Origin of the sequence: Flavobacterium sp. 140616W15, assembly GCF_003668995.1 — a bacterium.
Taxonomy (GTDB): domain Bacteria; phylum Bacteroidota; class Bacteroidia; order Flavobacteriales; family Flavobacteriaceae; genus Flavobacterium.
Genome location: NZ_CP033068.1, coordinates 2,870,119 through 2,892,800 on the forward strand (window position 1 = coordinate 2,870,119; position 22,682 = coordinate 2,892,800).

The following is a 22,682-nucleotide window of genomic DNA, read 5'->3' on the forward strand; positions in this document are numbered from 1 at the left end:
CATTCTAATAGAACAAAATGGTACAAGCACAAGATGATTTAGTAGAATATGGCTACAGACGAGTTTTAATTACGATAACAGCAGTGCTTTGCGCACTGTTGGAAATTGTAGATACAACCATCGTAAACGTAGCATTGACAGACATGAGAGGAAGCCTTGGTGCCACATTAACAGATGTTGCATGGGTAATTACTGCTTATGCTATTGCAAATGTCATAGTAATACCGATGACAAGTTGGTTGTCACAACAATTTGGAAGACGAAATTATTTTGTAACATCGATTATAATTTTCACCATTTCTTCTTTTTTGTGTGGTAATGCTACAAATATATGGGAACTTATTGCATTTCGATTTATTCAAGGACTTGGTGGAGGAGCCTTATTAGTTACGGCACAAACCATTATAACCGAGAGTTATCCTATTGCAAAACGAGGAATGGCACAGGCAATTTACGGAATGGGAGTTATTGTAGGTCCAACTTTAGGTCCGCCTTTAGGAGGGTATCTAGTAGATAATTATTCTTGGCCTTACATTTTTTATATCAATATTCCACTTGGTATTATTGCAACAATTTTGGCTATTTCTTTCGTAAGAAGCCCAAAATATGGCGAGAAACTAAAAGCCAATCAAGTCGATTGGTGGGGAATATTTTTCCTAGCCTCGTTTATTGGTTCTTTACAATTTGTATTAGAACATGGACAACAAGACGATTGGTTTAATGATTCATTGATTGTAACATTAAGTGTTGTAACAGTTCTTGGTCTAATATTATTTATATGGCGAGAACTCACCTATAAACATCCAATTGTAAATTTAAGTGTTCTTAAAGATGGAAACTTACGAATTGGTACTATAATGTGTTTCATCCTTGGTTTCGGACTTTATGGATCAACATTAATTATTCCAATTTACACACAATCTATCCTAGGATGGACAGCAACTGATGCTGGATTATTACTTATTCCGGGATCTATAACCACTGCTTTTATGATGCCAATTATTGGTAAATTAATTCAGCGAGGAGTTCCTCAAGGATATATGGTAGGCGTTGGATTCTTAATTTTCTTTTTCTTCACCTTTATGATGTATAATAATATGACACCTGATACTGGTGTAGAACATTTATACTGGCCATTAATTTTAAGAGGTATTGGTTTAGGATTGCTTTTTGTACCTATAACAACATTATCGCTTTCTACCTTACAAGGAAAAAATATTGGTGAAGGAGCTGCTTTTACAGGAATGATGCGACAATTAGGAGGTTCGTTTGGTATTGCAATTATCACCACCTTTATCACGAGATTCAGTCAGAAACATCGTGTTGATTTGGTAGCACACCTGGATACAACTAAATTCGAAGTACAACAAAGAATAGAATTACTTCAAAAAGGATTCATGTCAAAAGGTTTTAGTAGTAACGAAGCGTTGAATAAAGCCTACCAAGTAATCGATTATTCGGTAATGAAACAAAGTACCGTTTTGGCATATATGGATATATTTTTATATCTAGGTATCATGTTCTTACTGTGTATTCCAATTATATTTTTAATTAAAAAAGGGAAAAACAAAATTAATCCTGCAGATGCGATGCATTAGTATATAAATCATCGAATAAAATAGGATAAGTCTATATATTTAACCATTGTGAAAGTTTTTTTTACAATGGTTTTTTTATTTTCACATACATAATTTAAGGCAAAAATCACCTTTATTATTGAAAACGAATCATATAATATTTACCCCCTATAATGAAAAATTATGGAGCATTCAGAAACACAATAAAGATTTATTTCATTGCGAAATAATATTTATAGAGTATATTTGCACTTGCATTTCAACAGCAATAAAAAACAAAAAAATAGTTAAGTTATGGTTTATAAATTTAGAGTAATTCTAGATGCAGAAGAAGATATTTTTAGAGATATAGCAATTCTTGAAGAAGATACTTTAGAAGATTTACACAATGCCATTTTCAATTCTTTTGGTTTTGACGGAATGGAAGTAGCTTCGTTTTATACCTGCGATGAAACTTGGAATCAAGAAGATGAAATTCCCCTTTTTGATACTGGAGATGTTCCTGGTGAACAAAAAACAATGAGTGACTACACTTTATCTGATATATTAGACAAAGAGAATACTAAAATCATTTACGTCTACGATTTTATACATATGTGGACATTTTTGGTTGAATTAGCTGCAATAGAAGATCAAGCTATTGGAAATACTTACCCAGAAACTCTTTTCTCTCACGGAGAAATGCCAGATGATTCAGGCGAGAAAAATTTCGAAGCAGATATGCATGACGACATCTATGGTGAATTTGAAGATGATCTAGACGAAGACGATTTAGATATGTTTGAAGGAGACGATAGTTTCGAAGATTATGGATTTGAAGAGAATTGGAATTAGTTTCTTAAAAAGATTTATAGGTTCAAAGTTACAAAGGTTCATAGGCTCTGAGGTTTTATTTTAAATCTTATGATTTAAAAAAGAAAGAATTTACTTATGTTTATATTTTTAAATATAAAACATATGAATACTTTTAGAGACCTTTTGATTTGGCAAAAATCAATGACTTTAGTTACCGAAATCTATCAACTAACAAATTCATTTCCCAAAGAAGAAATATATAGCCTAACTTCACAAATTCGTAGAAGTTCAATATCAATACCAAGCAACATCGCTGAGGGATACGATAGAGATGGAAATAATGATTATTTACGTTTTTTAAACATTTCTATTTCATCATTATTCGAAATGCAGACTCAGCTTGAAATTTCTTTCAATCTAAAATACATAAACGAAGTTCAGTTTAATAAAATAAATGAAGAGAGCAGAGAAATAGAGCGAATGTTAAGTGCTTTTATCCGAAAAATAAAACAACGAAGCTAAAACCTTTGTTCCTTTGAACCTTTGCAACTCTGAACCTCAAAAATAAGCACCTTAAAAACATATGATAAACCTTTTCAACACCCACATCGACACGCTTGCGATTCACCGCGTAGGAAACAAGAGCAGAAACGAAGCAATTTTTTTATCAGATCAGCCATTTAATTTAAATGACGAAATCGTTCCTTTGATAAAAGAATACTTTTTCAAGCCTTTTAGAGAGAAAGAAGAAAACTATTACCAGTTTGCACACGAAGTCGATTTGGATTATAACGACATGTTTAAATATGCTACTGAGATTTTTGACAATCCAGGGAATTTACAGGAAGTTTCAAAAAGAATTACGACACATTTATATGAGCAGTCAAACCACCCACATATTAAAAACGGAGAGGTTTATGTAACATATTTAACCAATTTAAGTATCGATAATAATGTTGTTGATGCAATTGGTATTTTTAAAAGCGAATTACAAGCTGACTTTTTACAATTTGAAGAAAAAGACAGCAACCTTGAAATGATTTTACAACAAGGAATCAACCTTAACAAACTAGATAAGGGATGTTTGATTTTTAATTATAAAAAAGAAGAAGGGTATAAAATTCTAACTGTTGATAGCAACCGTTACGATGCTCGTTACTGGTTAGAGCATTTCTTATCAGTTGATGCATTTGAAGATGAAAACTTCATTACAAAAAAATACTTAAAATTCTGTCAGAGCTTCGCTAAAGATGTAGTATTACCAGCAGAAGACAAAAAAGAAGAGGTAATGTTTATGAACCGTTCTGTGAATTATTTTGCAAAGAACGACCAGTTTGAAGAAACGAACTTCCTTAATGAAGTATTAGATAATCCTGATTTAATTCCTGAATTTAAAAACTACAAAGTTGATAAAGGTGAAAAATACAGTATCGAAGATGTTACTACTTTCCCTATTGCCAACGCTGCAGTTTCTGATGCAAGAAAATCAATCAAAAACGTTATCAACCTAGATACTCATATACAAATAAAGATGGATTTTATTAATCCAGAAAGTGCTGAAAAATTTGTAGAAAAAGGTTGGGATGAAGAAAAACAAATGTATTACTATTTAGTTTATTTCAATAAAGAAGAGAAAAGCTAGTATTTATTCTTTTCAATTTCAATTTTACTTAAAATCAGGGCCTCAACTACATCAGTTGAGGCTTTTTTTATAAAATAAACCCTGAAAAGCAAGGCTTAAATTGCGTATATTAGTAATTTTGTATACTAATAAATAATAGTGCCATGAAATATCATTTATTCGACGAAAGCCCTTTTAAAACTCTAATATCATTTCATAAACTTATTGAAGCTTTAGAGAAAATTGCACAATCAGATATTGATTATCGCTCTAATTATGCCAAAGCACTTTTGAAGGAAGTAGAGAGCATTCCTGAATTACAAACAGGGATTGAAGATTTTTCTGTGATAAAAAAACATGAAACTATTATCAATCATTTATTAGCCGATTTATTCCCTACAGCATTAACAAATAACGAAATTAAAGCTGTTACTATACCGTTTCAAAACTTCACATTTAATTACACCGAGAGATTTAAAAAAATACTCAAAGATGCAGGTACAAACTTTGATGTATCCATTCGTGATTTCGACGAACAACAATTCTATATTGCTAATTGTTGTTTAATTCTTGGTACTTACTACAAACAAAACATAGATTTCAATAAACCTTTTTTTTATGATATTCCAGATTCTAATGGAATCATAAATCACTACCGTATTTTATATAATGCTGATTTCATGGAAATAATTCCTTCTGAAAATGCACCAAAGTTGACACAAGAAGATATCGATTTATTGATTGACAATTATGATGATATTGCTTTATGGAAAGAAAAATTCCCTATTGAAAGTTGGATTCTAAAAGGATTTGGTATTATTATTTTATTTGATGCCACTACAGAAAATGCTATTTCTAATCTAAAAACTAATTTATTAAAATCAGATACAAAAAAAGCAACTGAGAGTAAAAATATTGAAAGTATATTTAGATCTATTTTTAAAATTCCAAATCTTAAAGTTGGTTTTTTAATTTACAACCCAGAGCAGGAAAAATTTATAAAACCTCCACAGCTAGAAAAAGATAGTGAATTATCCAGCTTCTTACTCCCATTTAACCATGAAATGGATTGTAAAAATGCCGTATTCGGTTGCTCCTTTGAAAACTTACTAGAACACAAAGAACCACTGATAATTTCGAATGTTGAAAAATTCATAGAACAAAATGAGAATATAAAACTTGGAGAACTTTTACGTGGTCAAAATATAAACAGTTGTGTTTTTGCTCCAGTTATAAAAGACAATAAATTATTAGGCGTTGTCGAATTGGTTTCTGCAACTCCAAGGGCACTTAACACAATAAATGCAAAAAAATTAGATCTAGTTCTACCGTATCTAGTAGACACAATCGAGAGATACAATAATGACATGCAACATCAGATAGAAGCAGTAATTCAGAGAGAATATACTACAATCCATCCGAGTGTTTATTGGAAATTTAGAGAAGAATCCGAAAAATATTTTCAGAATAGCAATCACACGAAAGATTATATTTTTAAAGAAATTGTCTTTAAAGAAGTATTTCCATTATACGGACAAATTGATATTAAAGGCTCATCGGAACATCGAAATGAAACTGTAAAAACCGATCTAAAAAATCAGCTAAAGATGTTATTGCAAATTTTTGCAAGTCAAAAAGAAAATACAAATTTAATTCTTTTAGAGCAACGTAAGTTTGAATTACAATCACTTCTTGAAGAACTTGATTCGCCTTTAAAAGCAGATTCAGAACAACATATACAACGTTACATCGAAGAGGAAATTCATCCTATTTTAAAAAATACTAAAAGTAATTCTGAAGCAGAAAAACTAGAACAAAAATACTTTAAAGGTTTAGACGAAAAAACAGGTTTATTTTATCAGGAAAGAAAAAAATTTGATAATGCAATGTCTATTATCAATAAAAAACTAGCTGTTATACTTGACAAAAATCAAATCGAAGCGCAACAAATATATCCTCATTATTACGAACGTTTTAAAACAGATGGTGTAGAACATAATTTATACATAGGAGCCTCTATTGCGCCTACAAAACCATTTGATGTAATGTATCTCCACAATTTAAGATTATGGCAATTACAAACATTATGCGAAATGGAATTAGCACACCATCAGCTTAAAGCTTCGTTGCCGTATGAGCTTGATGTAACATCTTTAATTTTAGTATTTAGCTCCCCTATTTCTATCCGTTTTAGAATGGATGAAAAACGTTTTGATGTAGATGGAACCTACAATGCACGATATGAAGTTGTAAAAAAACGTATCGATAAGGCTCATATCAAAAATTCTATAGAGCGCATCACAGAAAAAGAAAAAATCACAATCGTATATTCACATGCTAGTGAAGAAGCCGAATATTTAAAATATATAAAATATTTACAATTTAAGAAAATACTAGATCCTCAAATAGAACAATTTGAAGTAGAAGATTTACAAGGTGTATCCGGATTAAAAGCCATTCGAGTAAAAGTCGTAAACAACACGCTAACAGCTAAAAAAATAACATATCAGGATTTATTAGATGAATTAAACTAGTTTTAAAGACTTCTAAATGCTATTATAAATGCCAGTACTGTTATGATGATACCAATCATAAAAAGATTGTAAGCAACCCTTAACAAGCGATATTTTCTTTCGAGTACAATCCCTAAAAAATATAAATCTTTAATCATAGTACCATATAAGTAATCTTTGTCTTTCATCATTTCATTCATTGCCCACTCATACTCGTGTAAAGGCATTTTATAAAAATTTCCAAAGAACAATAAATTTATTTTTTTGCTTCAATATCTTCGCGTGTAAACACTCCAGTGGTAACTTTTGGTCTAGTCGAAAGTATAGCAAAAACAATAGTAATAACACTAGAAATCAACATTATAAAAGTAGGAATAATTAAATGCGCGTTCTTAGGACTATCTAATTTTGGGATAATTGTGGAAAGTGCTATAGAAATAATTATCGCATTTACAGACAACAAGATATTAGCTTTACTATCAGCAATTCCACTTAATCGCGTATGATTTCCTAATGTTACTCTAAAAAGAGTATCAATCCCTCGATCTGGTTTTTCTATCTTATCTTTCTTTTTCTTGGTAACTTCACCAAATTCGTTGGTGTTTTTTGATTCTTGCTTCTCCATTTTTTTATGAATCCGTTTTAAGTTTTTTTCTTTTAAAGGCTGCCATTTTTCTTTAGCATAATCGGTATAAAATCGATGTATGTTTTCTAAAAAATTTAAATTTACTGTCGCCCACTCTTCATTCGAAAATATTTTATGCTCCGTATTCTCCCATTCCGTTCTTAAAAGTTCACAACTGGTAGCATATTCTCTAGTTGTAAGATGAATATAATCAGCATCTTTTATTATTTTTTCTAAATGCGTCAGAGGCTCATGAAATTTTGCTGTAGCTGCAATTAATTTAGAAATATTTTCTATATAATCAGGAGACTTATTCTTATCACTTAAAAATTCGGTAACAATTCGCACACTTTCTATCTCATGATTTTCATAACCTTTTATATACCCTGTATCATGAAACCATGCAGCAATCAAAAGTTTTTCTTCGTCGTCACTCTCAATATTTTCATTAGCACACAACTCTTTAACGGCATTTACAACACTCGTGGTGTGGCAAAAATTATGGTACGAATATAGAATAGAAAGTTTATCTTTGAGTAAGTTATAAACAAAATCTTCGGACTGCTCTAATAGGTTCATAAACATATTTTTATACGACTAAATTATGAAATTGTTTTCGGATAATCATTTTACAAATAAGATTAACACATATTTAATTGGAATTTTAAGCTTCTTTTTGACTCAATCTTGTGCAACACATCATGCTCAGTTTGGGAAAGACGTAGAAAATCCTATTTCACAAAACGCATTAGATACTACAAAAATTGCCCATACTTTATATTTAGTTGGAGACGCAGGAAATGCCGACGAAGAACAAGCACAACAAACTCTTGAACTTTTGCACAAAAGGTTACAAAGTTCAGATAAAAACTCGACACTTTTATTTTTAGGAGATAACATTTACCCTTACGGATTTCCTAATCCAAAAGACATAGATGCTACTGCTCTTGCAGAAAAAAAACTAACAAATCAGTTAGAATTAACTAAAGGTTTCAACGGTAAAACAATTTTTATCCCGGGTAATCATGACTGGTATAGCGGAATTGAAGGAATCGAACGTCAATCAAAATTTGTAACGACATACTTAAATAATAAAAAAGCATTCTTACCACAAAAAAGCTGTGCCATCGAACAGTTAAAAATAAACAAACAAACTACTTTAATAGTTATAGACAGTCAGTGGTTTCTAGAAGACTGGGACGACAATCCTACAATGAATGATAATTGCGATATTAAAACCCGTGAAGCATTCTTTGAAGAATTAGAAAGTATTTTAAATAAGAATAGAGAAAAAACTGTTCTTATAGCTGTCCACCATCCTTTAATGAGTAATGGTACACATGGAGGTCAATTTTCCTTAGAAAAGCAATTATTCCCTTTAGAGCAAAAAATTCCACTACCTGTTATTGGTTCAGTAATAAATTTACTTCGTAAAACTTCTGGAGTAAGCCCACAAGACATACAAAACAAAGTCTACACACAGTTTGTAAAAAGAGTAAAAACCCTTTTACAAAGCCAAGATAATGTTATTGTTATTTCTGGTCATGATCATAATTTACAATACATCAACAAGGATAATATAAAACAAATTATAAGTGGTGCTGGTTCAAAATCTGAAGCAGCAAAGGCAGTATATCCAAATGATTTTTCATATGGTGGCAATGGATATGCTTCATTAACTCTTTATAAAAACGGAGATGCCAGACTTGCTTTTTACAGTAATGAAAACAAAAAAGAAAAACTGTTATTTGATCAAAATATTATCACAGTAAAAGACACTGTATATCATGAAAACTTACCAGCCAAGTTTAATGCAATAACAAAGGCATCTATCTACTCAAGTGAAATGACTAAGAAAAGCATTTTCCATAATTTTTTATTCGGTAAACATTACAGAAAATATTACAGCATGCCTATTGAAGCCAAAACAGTTTCTTTAGACACTCTTTTTGGCGGTATTACACCAAAAAGAGAAGGCGGAGGACATCAATCAAAATCATTACGAATTGTAGATAAAGACGGTAAAGAATATGTGATGCGTGCTTTGAAAAAAAGTGCTTCACGATTTCTTCAATCTGTAGCTTTTAAGGATCAATTTGTACAAGATCAATTTGATAATACCTATGCCGAGAACTTTTTACTAGACTTCTATACAACTTCTCACCCTTACACACCATTTGCTGTCGGCAATTTAGCAGACAAAATCGGACTATCTCACACTAACCCTGTCTTATATTATATTCCTAAACAAGAAATCCTTAAAGGATATAATTATAATTTCGGAGATGAATTATATATGGTAGAAGAACGTCCATCTAGCAGTCAAATAAGTTTAAAAACTTTTGGAAAACCGCTGAATATAATCAGTACTGATGATGTGATGAAAAATCTCCATAAAGATGAAAAATATACCATTGACGAAAAAGAATACATAAAAGCCCGATTATTTGACATGCTTATTGGTGATTGGGACAGACACAGTGACCAATGGCGTTGGGGTGAATACAACGAAGGAAATAAAATTATTTACAAACCAATTCCTAGAGATAGAGATCAAGCTTTTACAAAATACGATGGCGCATTACTTTCTCTTTTAATGCAAATGCCAGCTCTTCGTCATATGCAATCCTTTAAAGATGATATTAGAAACGTAAAATGGTTTAATCGTGAACCTTATCCTCAAGATATTGCTTTCTTAAAAACTGCTCATGAAAATGATTGGATAGAACAAGCCAAATTTATACAAGAAAATCTAACCGATGCTGATATAGATGCTTCTTTTAATAATTTACCAAAAGAAGTGCAAGATGAAACTATCAAGGATATTAAACGTAAACTAAAACTAAGAAAAAAGGAGTTGCAAAAATATGCTACCGAATATTATAGAGTACTACAAAAAACAGTTTTAATAGTTGGAACTGATAAAAAAGATAAATTTATAATTACACATAAAGCAAAAAACAAACTTGATGTAGAAGTATATCGCATTAAGAAAAATGGTGAAGAATTAATTTACACGAAAAATTTCACAGCTGGCAAAACCAAAAATCTTTGGGTTTATGGATTAGATGACGATGATGTTTTTGAAGTAAAAGGAGACTTTAATTCTCGAATAAGTATTCGCTTGATAGGTGGTCAAAACAATGACACCTATATGGTTTCCAACGGAAAAAGAGTGAAAATTTATGATTTCAAATCAAAAAATAACACTTACGATATAGATTCTAAAACCAAAACAGCACTTACTGATGATTACCAAACGAATCTATACGACTATGAAAAACCAAAATATAACGCTTTCTCAGGCCTCCCAAATGGTGGTTATAATCCTGACGATGGTGCAAAATTAGGTATCGTTGCTAATTATACAGTAAACAAATTCAATCAAAATCCGTATACACAAAAACACATTTTAAAAGCCAATTACTTTTTTGCAACCAATGGATATGAACTTATTTACGACGGACATTTCCCTAAAGTGTTAGGTAAATGGGATTTTGATGTGCAATCAATTTTAACCAGCCCAAATTTTACGATAAATTATTTTGGTTATGGTAATGAGACTGTAAACAATGATGAAGATTTAGGCATGAATTATAACCGTGTGCGTATGCGTGCTATAAGAGTAACTCCATCTATTAAGAAAGTAGGTAAATATGGAAGTGAGCTTAATTTTGCCACATCTTTTGAAAAAATTAGAATCGAAGAAACCTCAGGCAGATTCATAAATACGCCAGGAGTAGCTAATCCTGATGTATTTAAAAGTCAGCAATACGCTGGAGCAACAGTAAAATACAGTTATGAGAACTACGATTTACCATCATTCCCATCTATGGGATTTGGATTTTCAGTAGCTGGAAACTGGAAAATCAATCTGGATGACAACAAGCAAAATTTCCCATCATTAGAAAGCAAAATTAATTTCAATCACAAAATTGATTCAAATGGTAAGTTTGTTTTTGCAACTATAATCAAATCAAAAATACTCTTTAATAATAATTTCGATTTTTTCCAAGGAGCAACTTTGGGTGGTGATTATGATTTAAGGGGGTATAGAAATCAACGTTTCTTAGGAAACCAATCTTTTTATCAAAGTAGCGATGTTCGATGGAGTTTAGGAAAAATAAGAAAAAGTATCTTACCAATGTCTTACGGGATTCTTGGAGGATTTGATTATGGCCGCGTTTGGGCAACAGGAGAAAACTCAAACAAATGGCACCAATCCGTAGGCGGAGGTTTATGGCTCAACGGATTGGATGTAATCACTGCTAGACTAACTTATTTCAAAAGCGTTGACGAAGAAGCGAGAATTGCGTTTGGTATAGGATTTGGTTTTTAATTATTTTTTAAAAGTAAATTCATATACCTTACCTCCAACTTTTTTTGTCTTTTCATCGGCTATTAACAATGTCTTATTATCTTTAAAAGCAACAGCTTCTTTTTGAGAAAAATGGTCTAAATCAATCTCCGTTTGTGTTCCTTTATGGAAATTATCTCCTTTAAATCCTTGAAAAAGGACTAATTTATCGTGACATAAAACAACCACTTTTTTCATATCTGGGCTAATTGTAGCACTAGTAATTGCACAATGATTGTAATTACTACATGTTTTAAAAGTTCCTATTAAAGTAGCTTTTTGTGTTCCTGCAGCATTTGGTATTTTATAAATAGATGCCGTACCATCAAAATTCTTGCTTCTGTTTTTTGTAAATAAATAGAAATTATTTTTAAACTCAAAGAATCCCTCAACATCATAAAACATTTGTGTTTTCTTAGGAGGGAAATCTTTTTGTTCAGGATATGCAAATGAAATTTTATAGCTTGAAACTGCATTTTCTTTCCCTAAAGCCGATTTATCAATTCTATAAATACATAAATCTTTACGGATATTATCATTGTTTCCGAAATCGCCAATGTATAAATTACCTGCTTTATCCTTAGTAATATCTTCCCAATCGATATTCGTAGCATTTGCAATTGTAATTGTTTTAGCAATTTCGCCTTGAGCATTTAACCCATAGATTTTATTAGCATTACCACTATCTTCTAATGCCCAAAGCATACCCGTTTCGGGGAAATAAGTAATTCCAGAAACTTCTTTAAGTTTTTTAGGTAATGGGTATAACGTTTTCAATACACTGGAATCTTGCTGACAAGCCAACAAAATAAATGCAACAATAAGAGCGATATAATTTTTCATATTATAAATTTAAGATTCTATATTAGATTTGTGTTTTTTAAATTTCTAGTAATAAAACCAAATGCCGCTGACATAACATGCCCCATTGATTTTGCGTTTTTAAAATTCAAATCATTAGTATAACGATATAATTCCATTTTTAGTTGATTTAAATTTGCTTCTGGCGAAATAGAGTCCTCACTCATAATGTGCAATAACTTTTTAATTCTGTTATCAGCAGAATGAATACGTTTTGCTAAAATTGCACGTTCCTCATCTTTGTACTGCACAATGGATCGATCTTCTAGTTTATCCTTAACCAATTCAATCATTGGGTAATTTTCTTTAAAAAACTGCGGTCGGTACACTTTAAAATTCCCCTCATAACATTGCTGATCAAAATCGATTGGGCGAATTTTATATACTACCTGATCAAAATCGTGAATCGGAACAATTACATAATTATACGCTCGCATATCACCCAAAAGCCTAATCATACAGCGTTCATTAAACTTTACAAATTCTTTAGCAATTTGAGATTTCTCCGTTTCAGTACAATTTTTAAGTAACGTACTCATAAAAATATCCCCTGGAATACCAATTATGTGCTCTTCGATTAAAGTATCCTTATATACCAAAAAGTTAATTTTATCAGGAGATAATATTTCCTCTAATTCAAGACCATAAATTCGAGAAGCATCAGCCTTTTTAATATAAAAATGAACATAATTGTCATTTAAAATATTTCGAACTTTTATTCTAAAAGGCTTAGAATTTCCAAACGTACAATAATCAATTGCATCAACATTCAAGAATTGAATAATATCAGTGTTACCATCCGAATGCAAAAGTGAATAGATTTTTTTCAGATTCAAATCAATTTCATTTCTTTCAAATTCACTATAATAAACTCGAATCCATAAGGTGTCTTTATCATTTTTATCATATACATTTATAGCACCTGAAAAACGCAATAAATCATCATAAAAAACCGAAACTTTTGAGATTCGTTCATAACGCTCCAAGTAATCTAACAATGGATTTGTTAATGGATACGATGGCTTTTTAAAAAACATCAAAGGTTCACTCATTTTAAATATATTTGATACAAATTTATATTAAATATAAACCATTCAGTAACAAAAACCAAACTGAAACGTCTTACTAAAAACTAAAACTACTAATAAATTTGGAAACAATACTCACAATACAGAACCTACACAAAAGATATGGGCGGGTTCAGGCTCTGAAAGATATTTCATTCGAAATAGAAAAAGGTCGCGTTTATGGAATTCTAGGCCCAAACGGAAGCGGAAAATCTACAACATTAGGAATCGTTTTAAATGTAGTAAACAAAACTTCTGGGCAATACAGCTGGTTTGGTGGTAAAATACAAACACATGACGCATTAAAAAAAGTAGGTGCAATTATCGAAAGACCTAACTTTTATCCCTACATGACTGCTGAAGAAAATCTAAAATTGGTTTGTAAAATCAAAAACATCGATTATTCTAAAATAAATGAAAAGTTAGAATTAGTAGGTTTAAACGAGAGAAAAAACAGCAAGTTTAGTACTTTTTCATTGGGGATGAAACAGCGTTTAGCCATTGCATCAGCTTTATTAAACGACCCCGAAATATTAATTCTTGATGAACCAACAAATGGCTTAGACCCACAAGGAATTCATCAGATTCGTGATATCATAAAAAAAATTGCCTCTCAAGGAACAACGATATTACTTGCCTCACATTTATTAGATGAAGTTGAAAAAGTATGTACTGATGTCGTGGTTTTAAGAAAAGGCGAAATTTTATATTCTGGTCCAGTTGGCGGCATGTCTGCAAATGAAGGCTTCTTTGAAATACAAGCTGATGATACTGAAAAATTAATTGCAGTGACAGAGACTCATCCTGCTGTTGACCGTATAATAAAAGAAAAAGAAATGATTCTGGTTTATTTAAAAAACGATTTAAATGCCGCAGATTTAAACCGCTTTTTATTTTCACAAAACATCACCTTAAACCATTTAGTAAAACGTAAAAACAGTTTAGAAGAACAATTTCTTGAACTAACCAATAACGCTTCTATAAAAAATAAATAAGCCATGAACAGACTTCTCTCTATAGAACTACAAAAAATTTGGAAAAATAAAGCCAGCCGTATATTAACATTAGCCTATTTTATTCTTCTTACTTTTATTGCATTAATTGCATCTATAAAATTCGACTTAGGTGCCTTTAAATTTCATTTGGCTGAAATGGGAATTTTTAATTTTCCTTTCATTTGGCATTTCAACACTTATATCGCTGCTTGGTTAAAATTTTTCTTAGCAATTGTAATTGTCTCTATGATGGCTAATGAATATAGTTATGGGACTTTAAAGCAAAACCTTATTGATGGTTTAAGTAAAAAAGAGTTTGTTTTATCAAAGTTCTACACCGTAATCTTATTTTCTTTTTGCTCTACTGTTTTCGTATTCATAATGAGCTTACTATTAGGATTATGTTTTTCTTCTTATACCGAAATTGGAATTATTTTTTCTGGCATGGAATACCTTTTTGCTTTTTTCATAAAACTAACAGGATTCTTTTCATTTTGTTTATTTTTAGGAATATTAGTAAAACGTTCTGCATTCGCATTGGGATTCCTACTTGTATGGAGTATTCTTGAAGGCATTATAAAAACTGTTCTAACTTTTATAATTTTCCCTGAAAGCAAAATTGCAGATTATTTCATTCGATTACTTCCTCTTGAAGCCATGTCTAACTTAATTGTCGAACCATTTACTAGATTATCGGTAATAAAGAATATTGGGATACAAATGGGAGTTGAAAACACAAAAAACTATAATGTTGATTACATTTCAGTTGTGATTGTTTTGATTTGGACATTCCTTTTCATTTTCTTCTCTTATAAATTACTAAAAAGCCGAGATCTATAGTATATTTGTTTTTACTTTTTTTAGTTACTAATGAAGGCAGTAAAAATAATTATATCAATAATTTTCATCTTTTGGCTTGGGATAAAAGCCAATGCACAATCTATTATCATTGATGAGACAAAAAGCACTCAAGAATTAATAGAAAAAGTATTAGTCAATAGTTCCTGTGCCACAGTAACAAACCCAGAAGCAACTGGAGATGAATATACTCCTGGGAGTAAAAGTTTTGCTTATTTTAATGCTGGAACGAGTAATTTCCCATTTAAAGAAGGGGTAGTACTTACTACTGGGAGCAGTCGTAATTCGATTGGCCCAGTAATAAAAGATGATGGTGGTGGTGGAAGCGACTTCTGGTTAGGCGATTCTGATTTAGATCAAATATTAGGTATAAATTCTATAAACGCTACCGTTTTAGAATTTGATTTTTCACCATTAACAAATTTCATAAGTTTCAATTATATTTTTGCTTCTAATGAATACCAAAATGTATATCCATGTTATTATTCTGATGGTTTTGCTTTCCTCATAAAAGAAAAAAACAGTACTGAACCCTATAAAAATTTAGCAGTATTACCAAACACGAACACGCCTGTTTCATCTAGGACCGTTCGTCCAAAAATCGAATCCGTTCTTGACAATAAAGGCAATTTAATTCCTGGATGTGAAGCCGTAAATGAAATTTACTTTAACGGATTAAACACTGTAGGAACGGGCGCAACAAATTACACTGGACAAACTATTGTAATGAAATCTGAAACTAATGTAATTGCTGGCAAAACATACCATATAAAATTAGTAATAGCCGACGATAGAAATGCATATTATGATTCGGCTATTTTTCTTGAAGCAGGGAGCTTTACTTCTGAAATAGATTTAGGAGAAGACCGAGAATCAAGCAGCAATAATCCATTATGTTATGGAGATGAATTAGTCCTAGACACAAAACTAAATTCTCCTGCAGGCTCTAATTACATTTATGAATGGTATAAAGATGGCATAAAAGACAATACAGAAAAAGGCCCCACATTTACAGTTAAGGAAGCTGGCACATACAAAGTAAATGTTCTAATGGCTCCTTCGTCATGTTCTGCTACTGATGAAATAAAAATTGAATACGCCTCAGAAATTACAACAACAAATACGACCTTAATTCAATGCGACATAGACTCAGATAACAGTACTACATTTGATCTGACCAAAGTTGATGCAATAATAAAGAACAATGACCCAAATTTAAGCATTGTATATTACAAATCATTAGCAGATGCTCAAGCAAAATTGAATCCAATTACTGATCCTAAAAACTACACTAATAGTTTACCTACAGAAATTATTAATGCAAGAGTTGAAAATAAATATGGCTGTGCAAAATATGCAACCCTCCAATTAAAAATATCAAACAACATCATACTCCCACAAAATCCTATTGCAGTTTGTGATGAAGACACGGATGGATTGTATGAATTTAATCTAAACACTCAAGTTACTCCACAGCTTATAAATGGGCTACCTCCAGGATTGTTAGCAAATTATTATCTAACTGAAAACAATGCCATCACAGAGACAAATCCTTTGCCTAATAACTTCAAAAATACAATTGCATTTAATCAAACCTTATATGCCCGTATTATTAATGGCCCAGACTGTTACGCTGTGACTCCAATTAAGCTAATAATCAATGTATTTAACCCTCCTAATTTTGATACTGAAACCTTCTTTTTATGTAAAGATGCAATAATTGATCTAACTGTTGCCACAGGGTTTGAAAGTTACAACTGGAACACAGGGTCAACCTCAAATACTATTTCTGTAAATAACGCTGGAAATTATTCTGTTACAGTATCCGATATAAATGGTTGCGAAAAAACGAAGAAATTCAATGTTGTTGCCTCTGATGTCGCTATAATTACAGGAACTAAAATTAAAGATTTTTCTGCAAATGAAAATTCAGTTTTAATAGAATATAATGGGATTGGTAATTATGAATTTTCGTTAGACGGAATAGATTATCAAGATAGCCCATTATTTAAAGGCATATTAGCTGGAATTTACAAAGCATATGCAAGAGATAAGAATAAATGTGGAACGACTATATCGTCAGTATTCTACGTTCTTGATTATCCAAGATTCTTTACCCCTAACGGAGATGGCTATAATGATACCTGGCGAATTAAAAATTTAGATCAGATGCCAGATTACACTATCTCAATTTTTGATCGTTATGGAAAATTAATAAAACAAATGAATTCTACAAACGCAGGATGGGATGGAAATTATACAGGTCGCGAACTCCCCTCTGATGATTATTGGTTTACTTTGATGTTTGAAAACGGAAAAGAAATCAAAGGACATTTTAGTTTAAAAAGATAACCATCTATAAAATCATTATTTTTTGAAGCTTGTCGTTATTCAAAATATCATAGAATAATATTTATCTAAAAATTACGAGCATAAAAAAAGCCATTCACATGTGAATGGCTTTTTTAGTATTATATATATCTGATTAGATTTTAAATCTTTTTCTATCAGTTTCAGTCAAATAGATTTTTCTCAAACGAATAGATTTTGGAGTTACCTCTACATATTCATCTTTTTGAATGTACTCTAAAGCTTCCTCTAATGAGAAAATAATTGGAGGGATGATTCTTGCTTTTTCATCATTTCCAGAAGAACGAACGTTAGATTGTTTTTTCTCCTTAGTTACGTTTACACACATATCATCAGCACGAGAGTTTTCTCCAATTACCTGACCTTCGTAAATTTCAGCATTTGGTTCAACGAAGAACTTACCACGATCTTGTAATTTATCGATAGAATAAGGAATAGCTTTTCCTTTTTCCATAGAAATCAATGAACCTTTGTTACGTCCAGAAATTTCACCTTTGTAAGGCTCGTATCCAATAAAACGGTGTGACATAATAGCCTCACCAGCTGTAGCAGTAAGCAATTGATTTCTTAAACCAATAATTCCACGTGAAGGAATATTAAATTTAATAATCATACGCTCACCCTTAGTTTCCATACTTAACATTTCGCCTTTACGAACTGTTACGAACTCAACTGCTCTACCTGAAAGATTTTCTGGTAAATCGATTGTTAATTCCTCAATTGGCTCACATTTTTTACCATCAATTTCTTTGATGATAACTTGTGGTTGACCGATTTGTAATTCGTAACCTTCTCTTCTCATTGTTTCAATAAGAACAGATAAGTGAAGTACACCACGACCAAAAACCATGAATTTATCAGCAGAATCAGTTTCACCTAACTTCATAGCTAAGTTTTTCTCTAATTCTTTTGTCAATCTTTCTCTAATATGACGAGAAGTTACAAATTTACCCTCTTTACCAAAGAAAGGAGAATCATTAATTGTAAACAACATACTCATTGTAGGCTCATCAATAGCAATTGTTTGTAAAGCTTCTGGATTTTCGTTATCAGCAATAGTATCACCAATTTCAAAACCCTCTACTCCAATAATCGCACAGATATCACCTGCAATTACTTGCTCAACTTTTTTACGACCAAGTCCTTCAAAAGTGTGTAATTCTTTGATTCTTGATTTTATAACTTTACCATCTCTTTTTACCAAAGAAATAGCCATACCTTCTTTTAAAATTCCTCTTTCAAGACGACCAATAGCGATACGACCTGTAAATGCAGAGAAATCTAAAGATGTAATTAACATTTGTGGAGTTCCTTCAGAAACTTTAGGAGCTGGAACATTAGCAATTACCATATCTAGTAAAGGCTCAATGTTTTCTGTTTGATTTTTGTAATCATCAGACATCCAGTTATTTTTAGCTGATCCATAAACAGTTGGAAAATCCAATTGTTCTTCTGAAGCACCTAATTCAAACATTAAGTCAAAAACTTTTTCATGTACTTCTTCTGGAGTACAGTTTTCTTTATCAACTTTATTGATAACCACACATGGCTTCAATCCTAAGTCAATTGCCTTTTGTAATACAAAACGAGTTTGTGGCATTGGTCCTTCAAAAGCATCTACTAGTAAACATACACCATCGGCCATGTTTAGTACACGTTCTACTTCACCACCAAAATCGGCGTGACCAGGAGTATCGATAATATTGATTTTAGTTCCTTTGTATTGAACCGAAACGTTCTTAGAAGTAATAGTAATACCTCTCTCACGCTCTAAATCATTATTATCAAGAATTAAATCACCTGTGTTTTCGTTGTCACGAAATAACTGACAGTGATACATAATTTTATCAACCAAAGTGGTTTTACCGTGATCGACGTGGGCAATAATTGCAATATTTCTAATAGATTCCATCTGAGATTTTTAATGGGTGCAAAGGTACACTTTTTTTTAATATAAAAACTATTTCGGGAATAGTTTACATATTCTTAACTGATTACGTACAAAAATTAGTTTTATTTCAAGGCTTTTAAATATCTTATAATCGATGTTTAATAATTTGGTAATTATTAATTATATTTGAGTAATGAAAAACAAAACCAATCAAATTACATTAATTTACTTTGTCATTTCTCTATTTCTGGCAATCATTTGCCACAAATACCTGCTTAACAATATCTCAAATACTCAATACTACTATTTCAGTTTCATAAAAGATCTTATTTTCATTATTTTAACAGGCCTACTCTACAGGTATATACTATCGAAAAACGACGCCAGAAACATTACAGTATTCGAAAAACTAAAAAAATCGAATGACGAAATTAAAGAATCAAACGAAAAATATAACATAGTTGCTAAAGCGACCAGTGACACAATTTGGGACTGGAAAATTCAAGAAGACAACATTACCTGGAACAAAGGAATTGAAAATGTTTTCGGATACAAACCAGAAGAAGTTGGCGATAGCTCGAGATGGTGGTTTGACAAAATCCACCCTGAGGACAGCATCAGAATGTCAGTAAAACTATATTCATTTATAGAACAAAAAACAGAAAAATGGCAAGATCAATATCGATTTAGATGCGCTGATGCTACTTATAAATATATCCTTCATCGCAGTTTCCTTTTAAAAGACGAAAATGGAAGAGCGATCAGAATGATTGGTGCCATACAAGATATCACAAAACAAAAAGAAGAAGAACAACGATTAAAACTACTTGAAACTGTAATTACTCAATCTCGAGATTCCATCCTGATTACCGAAGCCGACTCACATGATGGCAAAATACCTAAAATCGTATACGTAAATCCATCTTTTTCAAAAATGTCAGGATACCAATCTGAAGAGATAGTAGGAAAATCACCTAATATTTTTAAAGGTCCAAAATCTGATTCCAGCGAGCTCCGAAAACTAATAAAAGCAATAAAAAACAAAGAAGAGTGCTCAATAGAAACTATTAGCTACACCAAGAACAAAGAAGAGTACTGGGTTCGCTACTCAATGATTCCTATTTTCAATGCCGAAAACGAAGTTTCTCACTGGATATCAATACAAAGAGACACTACTGAAGAAAAAAAATTAGAAAAAGAAAAAGAGCACCTTATCAGAGAATTAACCCAAAACAACAAAGACTTAAAACAATTCTCCTATATAACTTCTCACAATCTCAGATCACCCTTATCAAACCTAACTGGACTATTAAACCTTATAGAAGACATTCCAATAGAAAATGAAGAACTAAAAGAAATATTAAACGGTTTCAACAAATCAACTCATTTACTAAACGAAACCATCAATGATTTAGTGAAAGTTATCATAATTAAAGACAACCCATCAATCCAAAAAGAAGAAGTTTTACTAAACGAAGTTTTTGAAAATGTATTCAATCAGCTAAGTTTTCAAATTGAATTACACAAACCAATAATAAAACTAAATTTTGAAAAAGTAACAGTATTAAATATCAACAAAGCCTATTTGGAAAGTATATTATTAAACCTATTAACCAATTCAATTAAATACAGATCAAAAGACCGTAAATTAAAAATCACCATTTCAGCCAATCAAACTGAAGACAACATAATAATACTAACCTTTAAAGACAACGGAATCGGAATCGACCTTGAAAGAAACAGAGATAAAGTTTTTGGGCTTTATCAAAGATTTCACAATTACCCCGATAGCAAAGGACTTGGATTATACCTGGTAAAATCTCAAGTAGAAACAATGGGAGGAACAATCAGTATAGACAGCGAGGTTAACAAAGGAACCTCATTTACTCTAATATTTAAAAACAAATAAAATGTTTGATCAAATTTTATGCATAGACGACGACCCATAGCGCTAATGTTATGTAAAAAAGTAATCACAAAAGCTGAATTTTCTAAAGAAATAATAACCGCACAAAACGGAGAAGAAGCCTTATCATACTTCAACTCTCTTAAATACAATACTAAGCCTACCGATCTTAACACTAAAAAACCACGACTTATTTTCCTAGACTTAAACATGCCTGTAATGGGAGGCTGGGAATTTTTAGACCACTTCTCTACACCTAACTACTCCGACTTCAACACCACCAACATAATCATACTATCCTCTACAATTGATCCAGAAGACCTAGAAAAAGCAAAAAACTACCCAATGATACTTGACTTTCTCTCAAAACCAATCACACTGCAAATGCTTGAATACATAAAAAACAAAATGAGCATTTAACAGAAAACTCCTTAAATAATTAAAACAATTACTTAAGGAGTTTTTTTAAAGCATAAAAAAAGCCCTCTAAAAGAGAACTTTTTTATATATTTTAAGCAAATTGTATGATTACAATTTAGCTACATGTTTCGTTAATTTAGATTTTAAATTAGACGCTTTGTTATCATGAATGATATTCTTTTTCGCTAATTTATCAATCATAGAAATTACAGTTGATAATTTTGAAGTAGCATCTTGTTTATCAGTAGCTATTCTTAACGCTTTAATAGCATTACGAGTAGTTTTGTGTTGATATCTGTTAAGAACTCTTCTTTTTTCGTTACTTCTGATTCTTTTTAATGCTGACTTATGATTTGCCATTTTTCTTTTAATTTTAGATGTAATAATTATAAATACTAGTTAAAAAAGAAAAGCCTCCCACAATTGTAAAACAATCACTTTAGCTTTAACTAATAAAACAAAAACCGAGACACCAGCTCTTATTTTACAAAACTTATTCACAACTAATTTTAGTAGTCCGTAAGGGAATCGAACCCCTGTTACCAGGACGAAATCCTGAAGTCCTAACCCCTAGACGAACGGACCAGTATTCTTCTAAGTTTTTCAATTTAATAAAAATTGAATTTGTAGCCCGTAGCGGAATCGAACCGCTCTTACATGGATGAAAACCATGCGTCCTAACCGATAGACGAACGGGCCATTTTATTATTCAATCTTCAAATAACTTTTAACACGCAAAAAAAGTAGTAGCCCGTAGCGGAATCGAACCGCTCTTACATGGATGAAAACCATGCGTCCTAACCGATAGACGAACGGGCCTGCTTCC

17 protein-coding genes and 3 tRNA genes are annotated in these 22,682 nt (G+C 31.4%); 11 read left to right on the top strand and 9 right to left on the bottom strand.

Annotated elements, in window-relative coordinates; all coding sequences use genetic code 11:
• Positions 1-17: 17 nt before the first annotated feature.
• The 5 genes from EAG11_RS12280 (at position 18) to EAG11_RS12300 (ending at position 6,527) form a co-directional block, all read left to right on the top strand.
• Positions 18-1,598, top strand: a complete 1,581-nt coding sequence (locus EAG11_RS12280; RefSeq protein WP_129539437.1) for an MDR family MFS transporter — start codon at positions 18-20, stop codon at positions 1,596-1,598.
• A 273-nt stretch (positions 1,599-1,871) separates the two neighbouring features.
• Entirely contained in the window at positions 1,872-2,411 is a 540-nt protein-coding gene (locus EAG11_RS12285) for a hypothetical protein (RefSeq protein ID WP_129539438.1), read from the top strand.
• A 123-nt stretch (positions 2,412-2,534) separates the two neighbouring features.
• Complete coding sequence (locus EAG11_RS12290) at positions 2,535-2,894, top strand: four helix bundle protein (protein ID WP_129539439.1); 360 nt, start codon at positions 2,535-2,537, stop codon at positions 2,892-2,894.
• 61 nt (positions 2,895-2,955) lie between these two features.
• Entirely contained in the window at positions 2,956-4,014 is a 1,059-nt protein-coding gene (locus EAG11_RS12295) for a nucleoid-associated protein (protein ID WP_129539440.1), read from the top strand.
• Between the two features lie 143 nt (positions 4,015-4,157).
• Positions 4,158-6,527 (top strand): GAF domain-containing protein, encoded by a 2,370-nt coding sequence (locus tag EAG11_RS12300; RefSeq protein WP_129539441.1) that lies wholly within the window; start codon positions 4,158-4,160, stop codon positions 6,525-6,527.
• Positions 6,528-6,529: 2 nt separating this feature from the next.
• Here the strand turns inward: EAG11_RS12300 and EAG11_RS22855 are convergent, their stop codons facing one another.
• Together EAG11_RS22855 and EAG11_RS12305 are read right to left on the bottom strand one after the other, a co-directional pair.
• Positions 6,530-6,733, bottom strand: coding sequence for a Pycsar system effector family protein (locus EAG11_RS22855; protein ID WP_371414585.1), 204 nt, complete (start codon positions 6,731-6,733; stop codon positions 6,530-6,532).
• A 29-nt stretch (positions 6,734-6,762) separates the two neighbouring features.
• Positions 6,763-7,710, bottom strand: coding sequence for an HD domain-containing protein (locus tag EAG11_RS12305; RefSeq protein ID WP_371414586.1), 948 nt, complete (start codon positions 7,708-7,710; stop codon positions 6,763-6,765).
• Positions 7,711-7,735: 25 nt separating this feature from the next.
• Here EAG11_RS12305 and EAG11_RS12310 point away from each other — a divergent pair, with 25 nt between their 5' ends.
• Positions 7,736-11,470, top strand: a complete 3,735-nt coding sequence (locus tag EAG11_RS12310; protein ID WP_129539442.1) for a metallophosphoesterase — start codon at positions 7,736-7,738, stop codon at positions 11,468-11,470.
• Here EAG11_RS12310 and EAG11_RS12315 read toward each other — a convergent pair whose 3' ends face one another.
• Together EAG11_RS12315 and EAG11_RS12320 are read right to left on the bottom strand one after the other, a co-directional pair.
• Complete coding sequence (locus EAG11_RS12315) at positions 11,471-12,331, bottom strand: SdiA-regulated domain-containing protein (RefSeq protein ID WP_129539443.1); 861 nt, start codon at positions 12,329-12,331, stop codon at positions 11,471-11,473.
• Positions 12,332-12,348: 17 nt separating this feature from the next.
• The gene (locus EAG11_RS12320; protein ID WP_129539444.1) at positions 12,349-13,401 is read right to left on the bottom strand and encodes a hypothetical protein; all 1,053 of its coding nucleotides are present in this window, start codon (positions 13,399-13,401) and stop codon (positions 12,349-12,351) included.
• Positions 13,402-13,499: 98 nt separating this feature from the next.
• Between EAG11_RS12320 and EAG11_RS12325 the strand changes: the two genes are divergently transcribed.
• The 3 genes from EAG11_RS12325 to EAG11_RS12335 are packed head-to-tail and all read left to right on the top strand — an operon-like array spanning position 13,500 to position 17,621.
• Entirely contained in the window at positions 13,500-14,411 is a 912-nt protein-coding gene (locus EAG11_RS12325; protein WP_129539445.1) for an ABC transporter ATP-binding protein, read from the top strand.
• 3 nt (positions 14,412-14,414) lie between these two features.
• Positions 14,415-15,251: an ABC transporter permease gene (locus EAG11_RS12330; RefSeq protein ID WP_129539446.1), complete on the top strand. Its 837-nt coding sequence runs from the start codon at positions 14,415-14,417 to the stop codon at positions 15,249-15,251.
• A gap of 30 nt (positions 15,252-15,281) precedes the next feature.
• Complete coding sequence (locus EAG11_RS12335) at positions 15,282-17,621, top strand: T9SS type B sorting domain-containing protein (protein WP_129539447.1); 2,340 nt, start codon at positions 15,282-15,284, stop codon at positions 17,619-17,621.
• Positions 17,622-17,754: 133 nt separating this feature from the next.
• Here EAG11_RS12335 and typA read toward each other — a convergent pair whose 3' ends face one another.
• Positions 17,755-19,551 (bottom strand): translational GTPase TypA, encoded by a 1,797-nt coding sequence (gene typA, locus EAG11_RS12340; RefSeq protein ID WP_129539448.1) that lies wholly within the window; start codon positions 19,549-19,551, stop codon positions 17,755-17,757.
• Positions 19,552-19,723: 172 nt separating this feature from the next.
• Here typA and EAG11_RS12345 point away from each other — a divergent pair, with 172 nt between their 5' ends.
• Positions 19,724-21,439: a PAS domain-containing protein gene (locus EAG11_RS12345; RefSeq protein ID WP_129539449.1), complete on the top strand. Its 1,716-nt coding sequence runs from the start codon at positions 19,724-19,726 to the stop codon at positions 21,437-21,439.
• Positions 21,440-21,484: 45 nt separating this feature from the next.
• A complete protein-coding gene (locus tag EAG11_RS12350) occupies positions 21,485-21,856 on the top strand; it encodes a response regulator (protein ID WP_164998703.1) in 372 nt (123 codons plus the stop codon).
• A gap of 108 nt (positions 21,857-21,964) precedes the next feature.
• Here the strand turns inward: EAG11_RS12350 and rpsT are convergent, their stop codons facing one another.
• The 4 genes from rpsT to EAG11_RS12370 form a co-directional block, all read right to left on the bottom strand.
• Positions 21,965-22,216, bottom strand: a complete 252-nt coding sequence (gene rpsT / locus EAG11_RS12355; RefSeq protein WP_035622425.1) for a 30S ribosomal protein S20 — start codon at positions 22,214-22,216, stop codon at positions 21,965-21,967.
• A 153-nt stretch (positions 22,217-22,369) separates the two neighbouring features.
• Positions 22,370-22,441: transfer RNA gene (locus EAG11_RS12360), tRNA-Glu, on the bottom strand.
• A gap of 42 nt (positions 22,442-22,483) precedes the next feature.
• Positions 22,484-22,555, bottom strand: a tRNA-Glu gene (locus EAG11_RS12365).
• Positions 22,556-22,603: 48 nt separating this feature from the next.
• Positions 22,604-22,675, bottom strand: a tRNA-Glu gene (locus EAG11_RS12370).
• Positions 22,676-22,682: the final 7 nt, after the last annotated feature.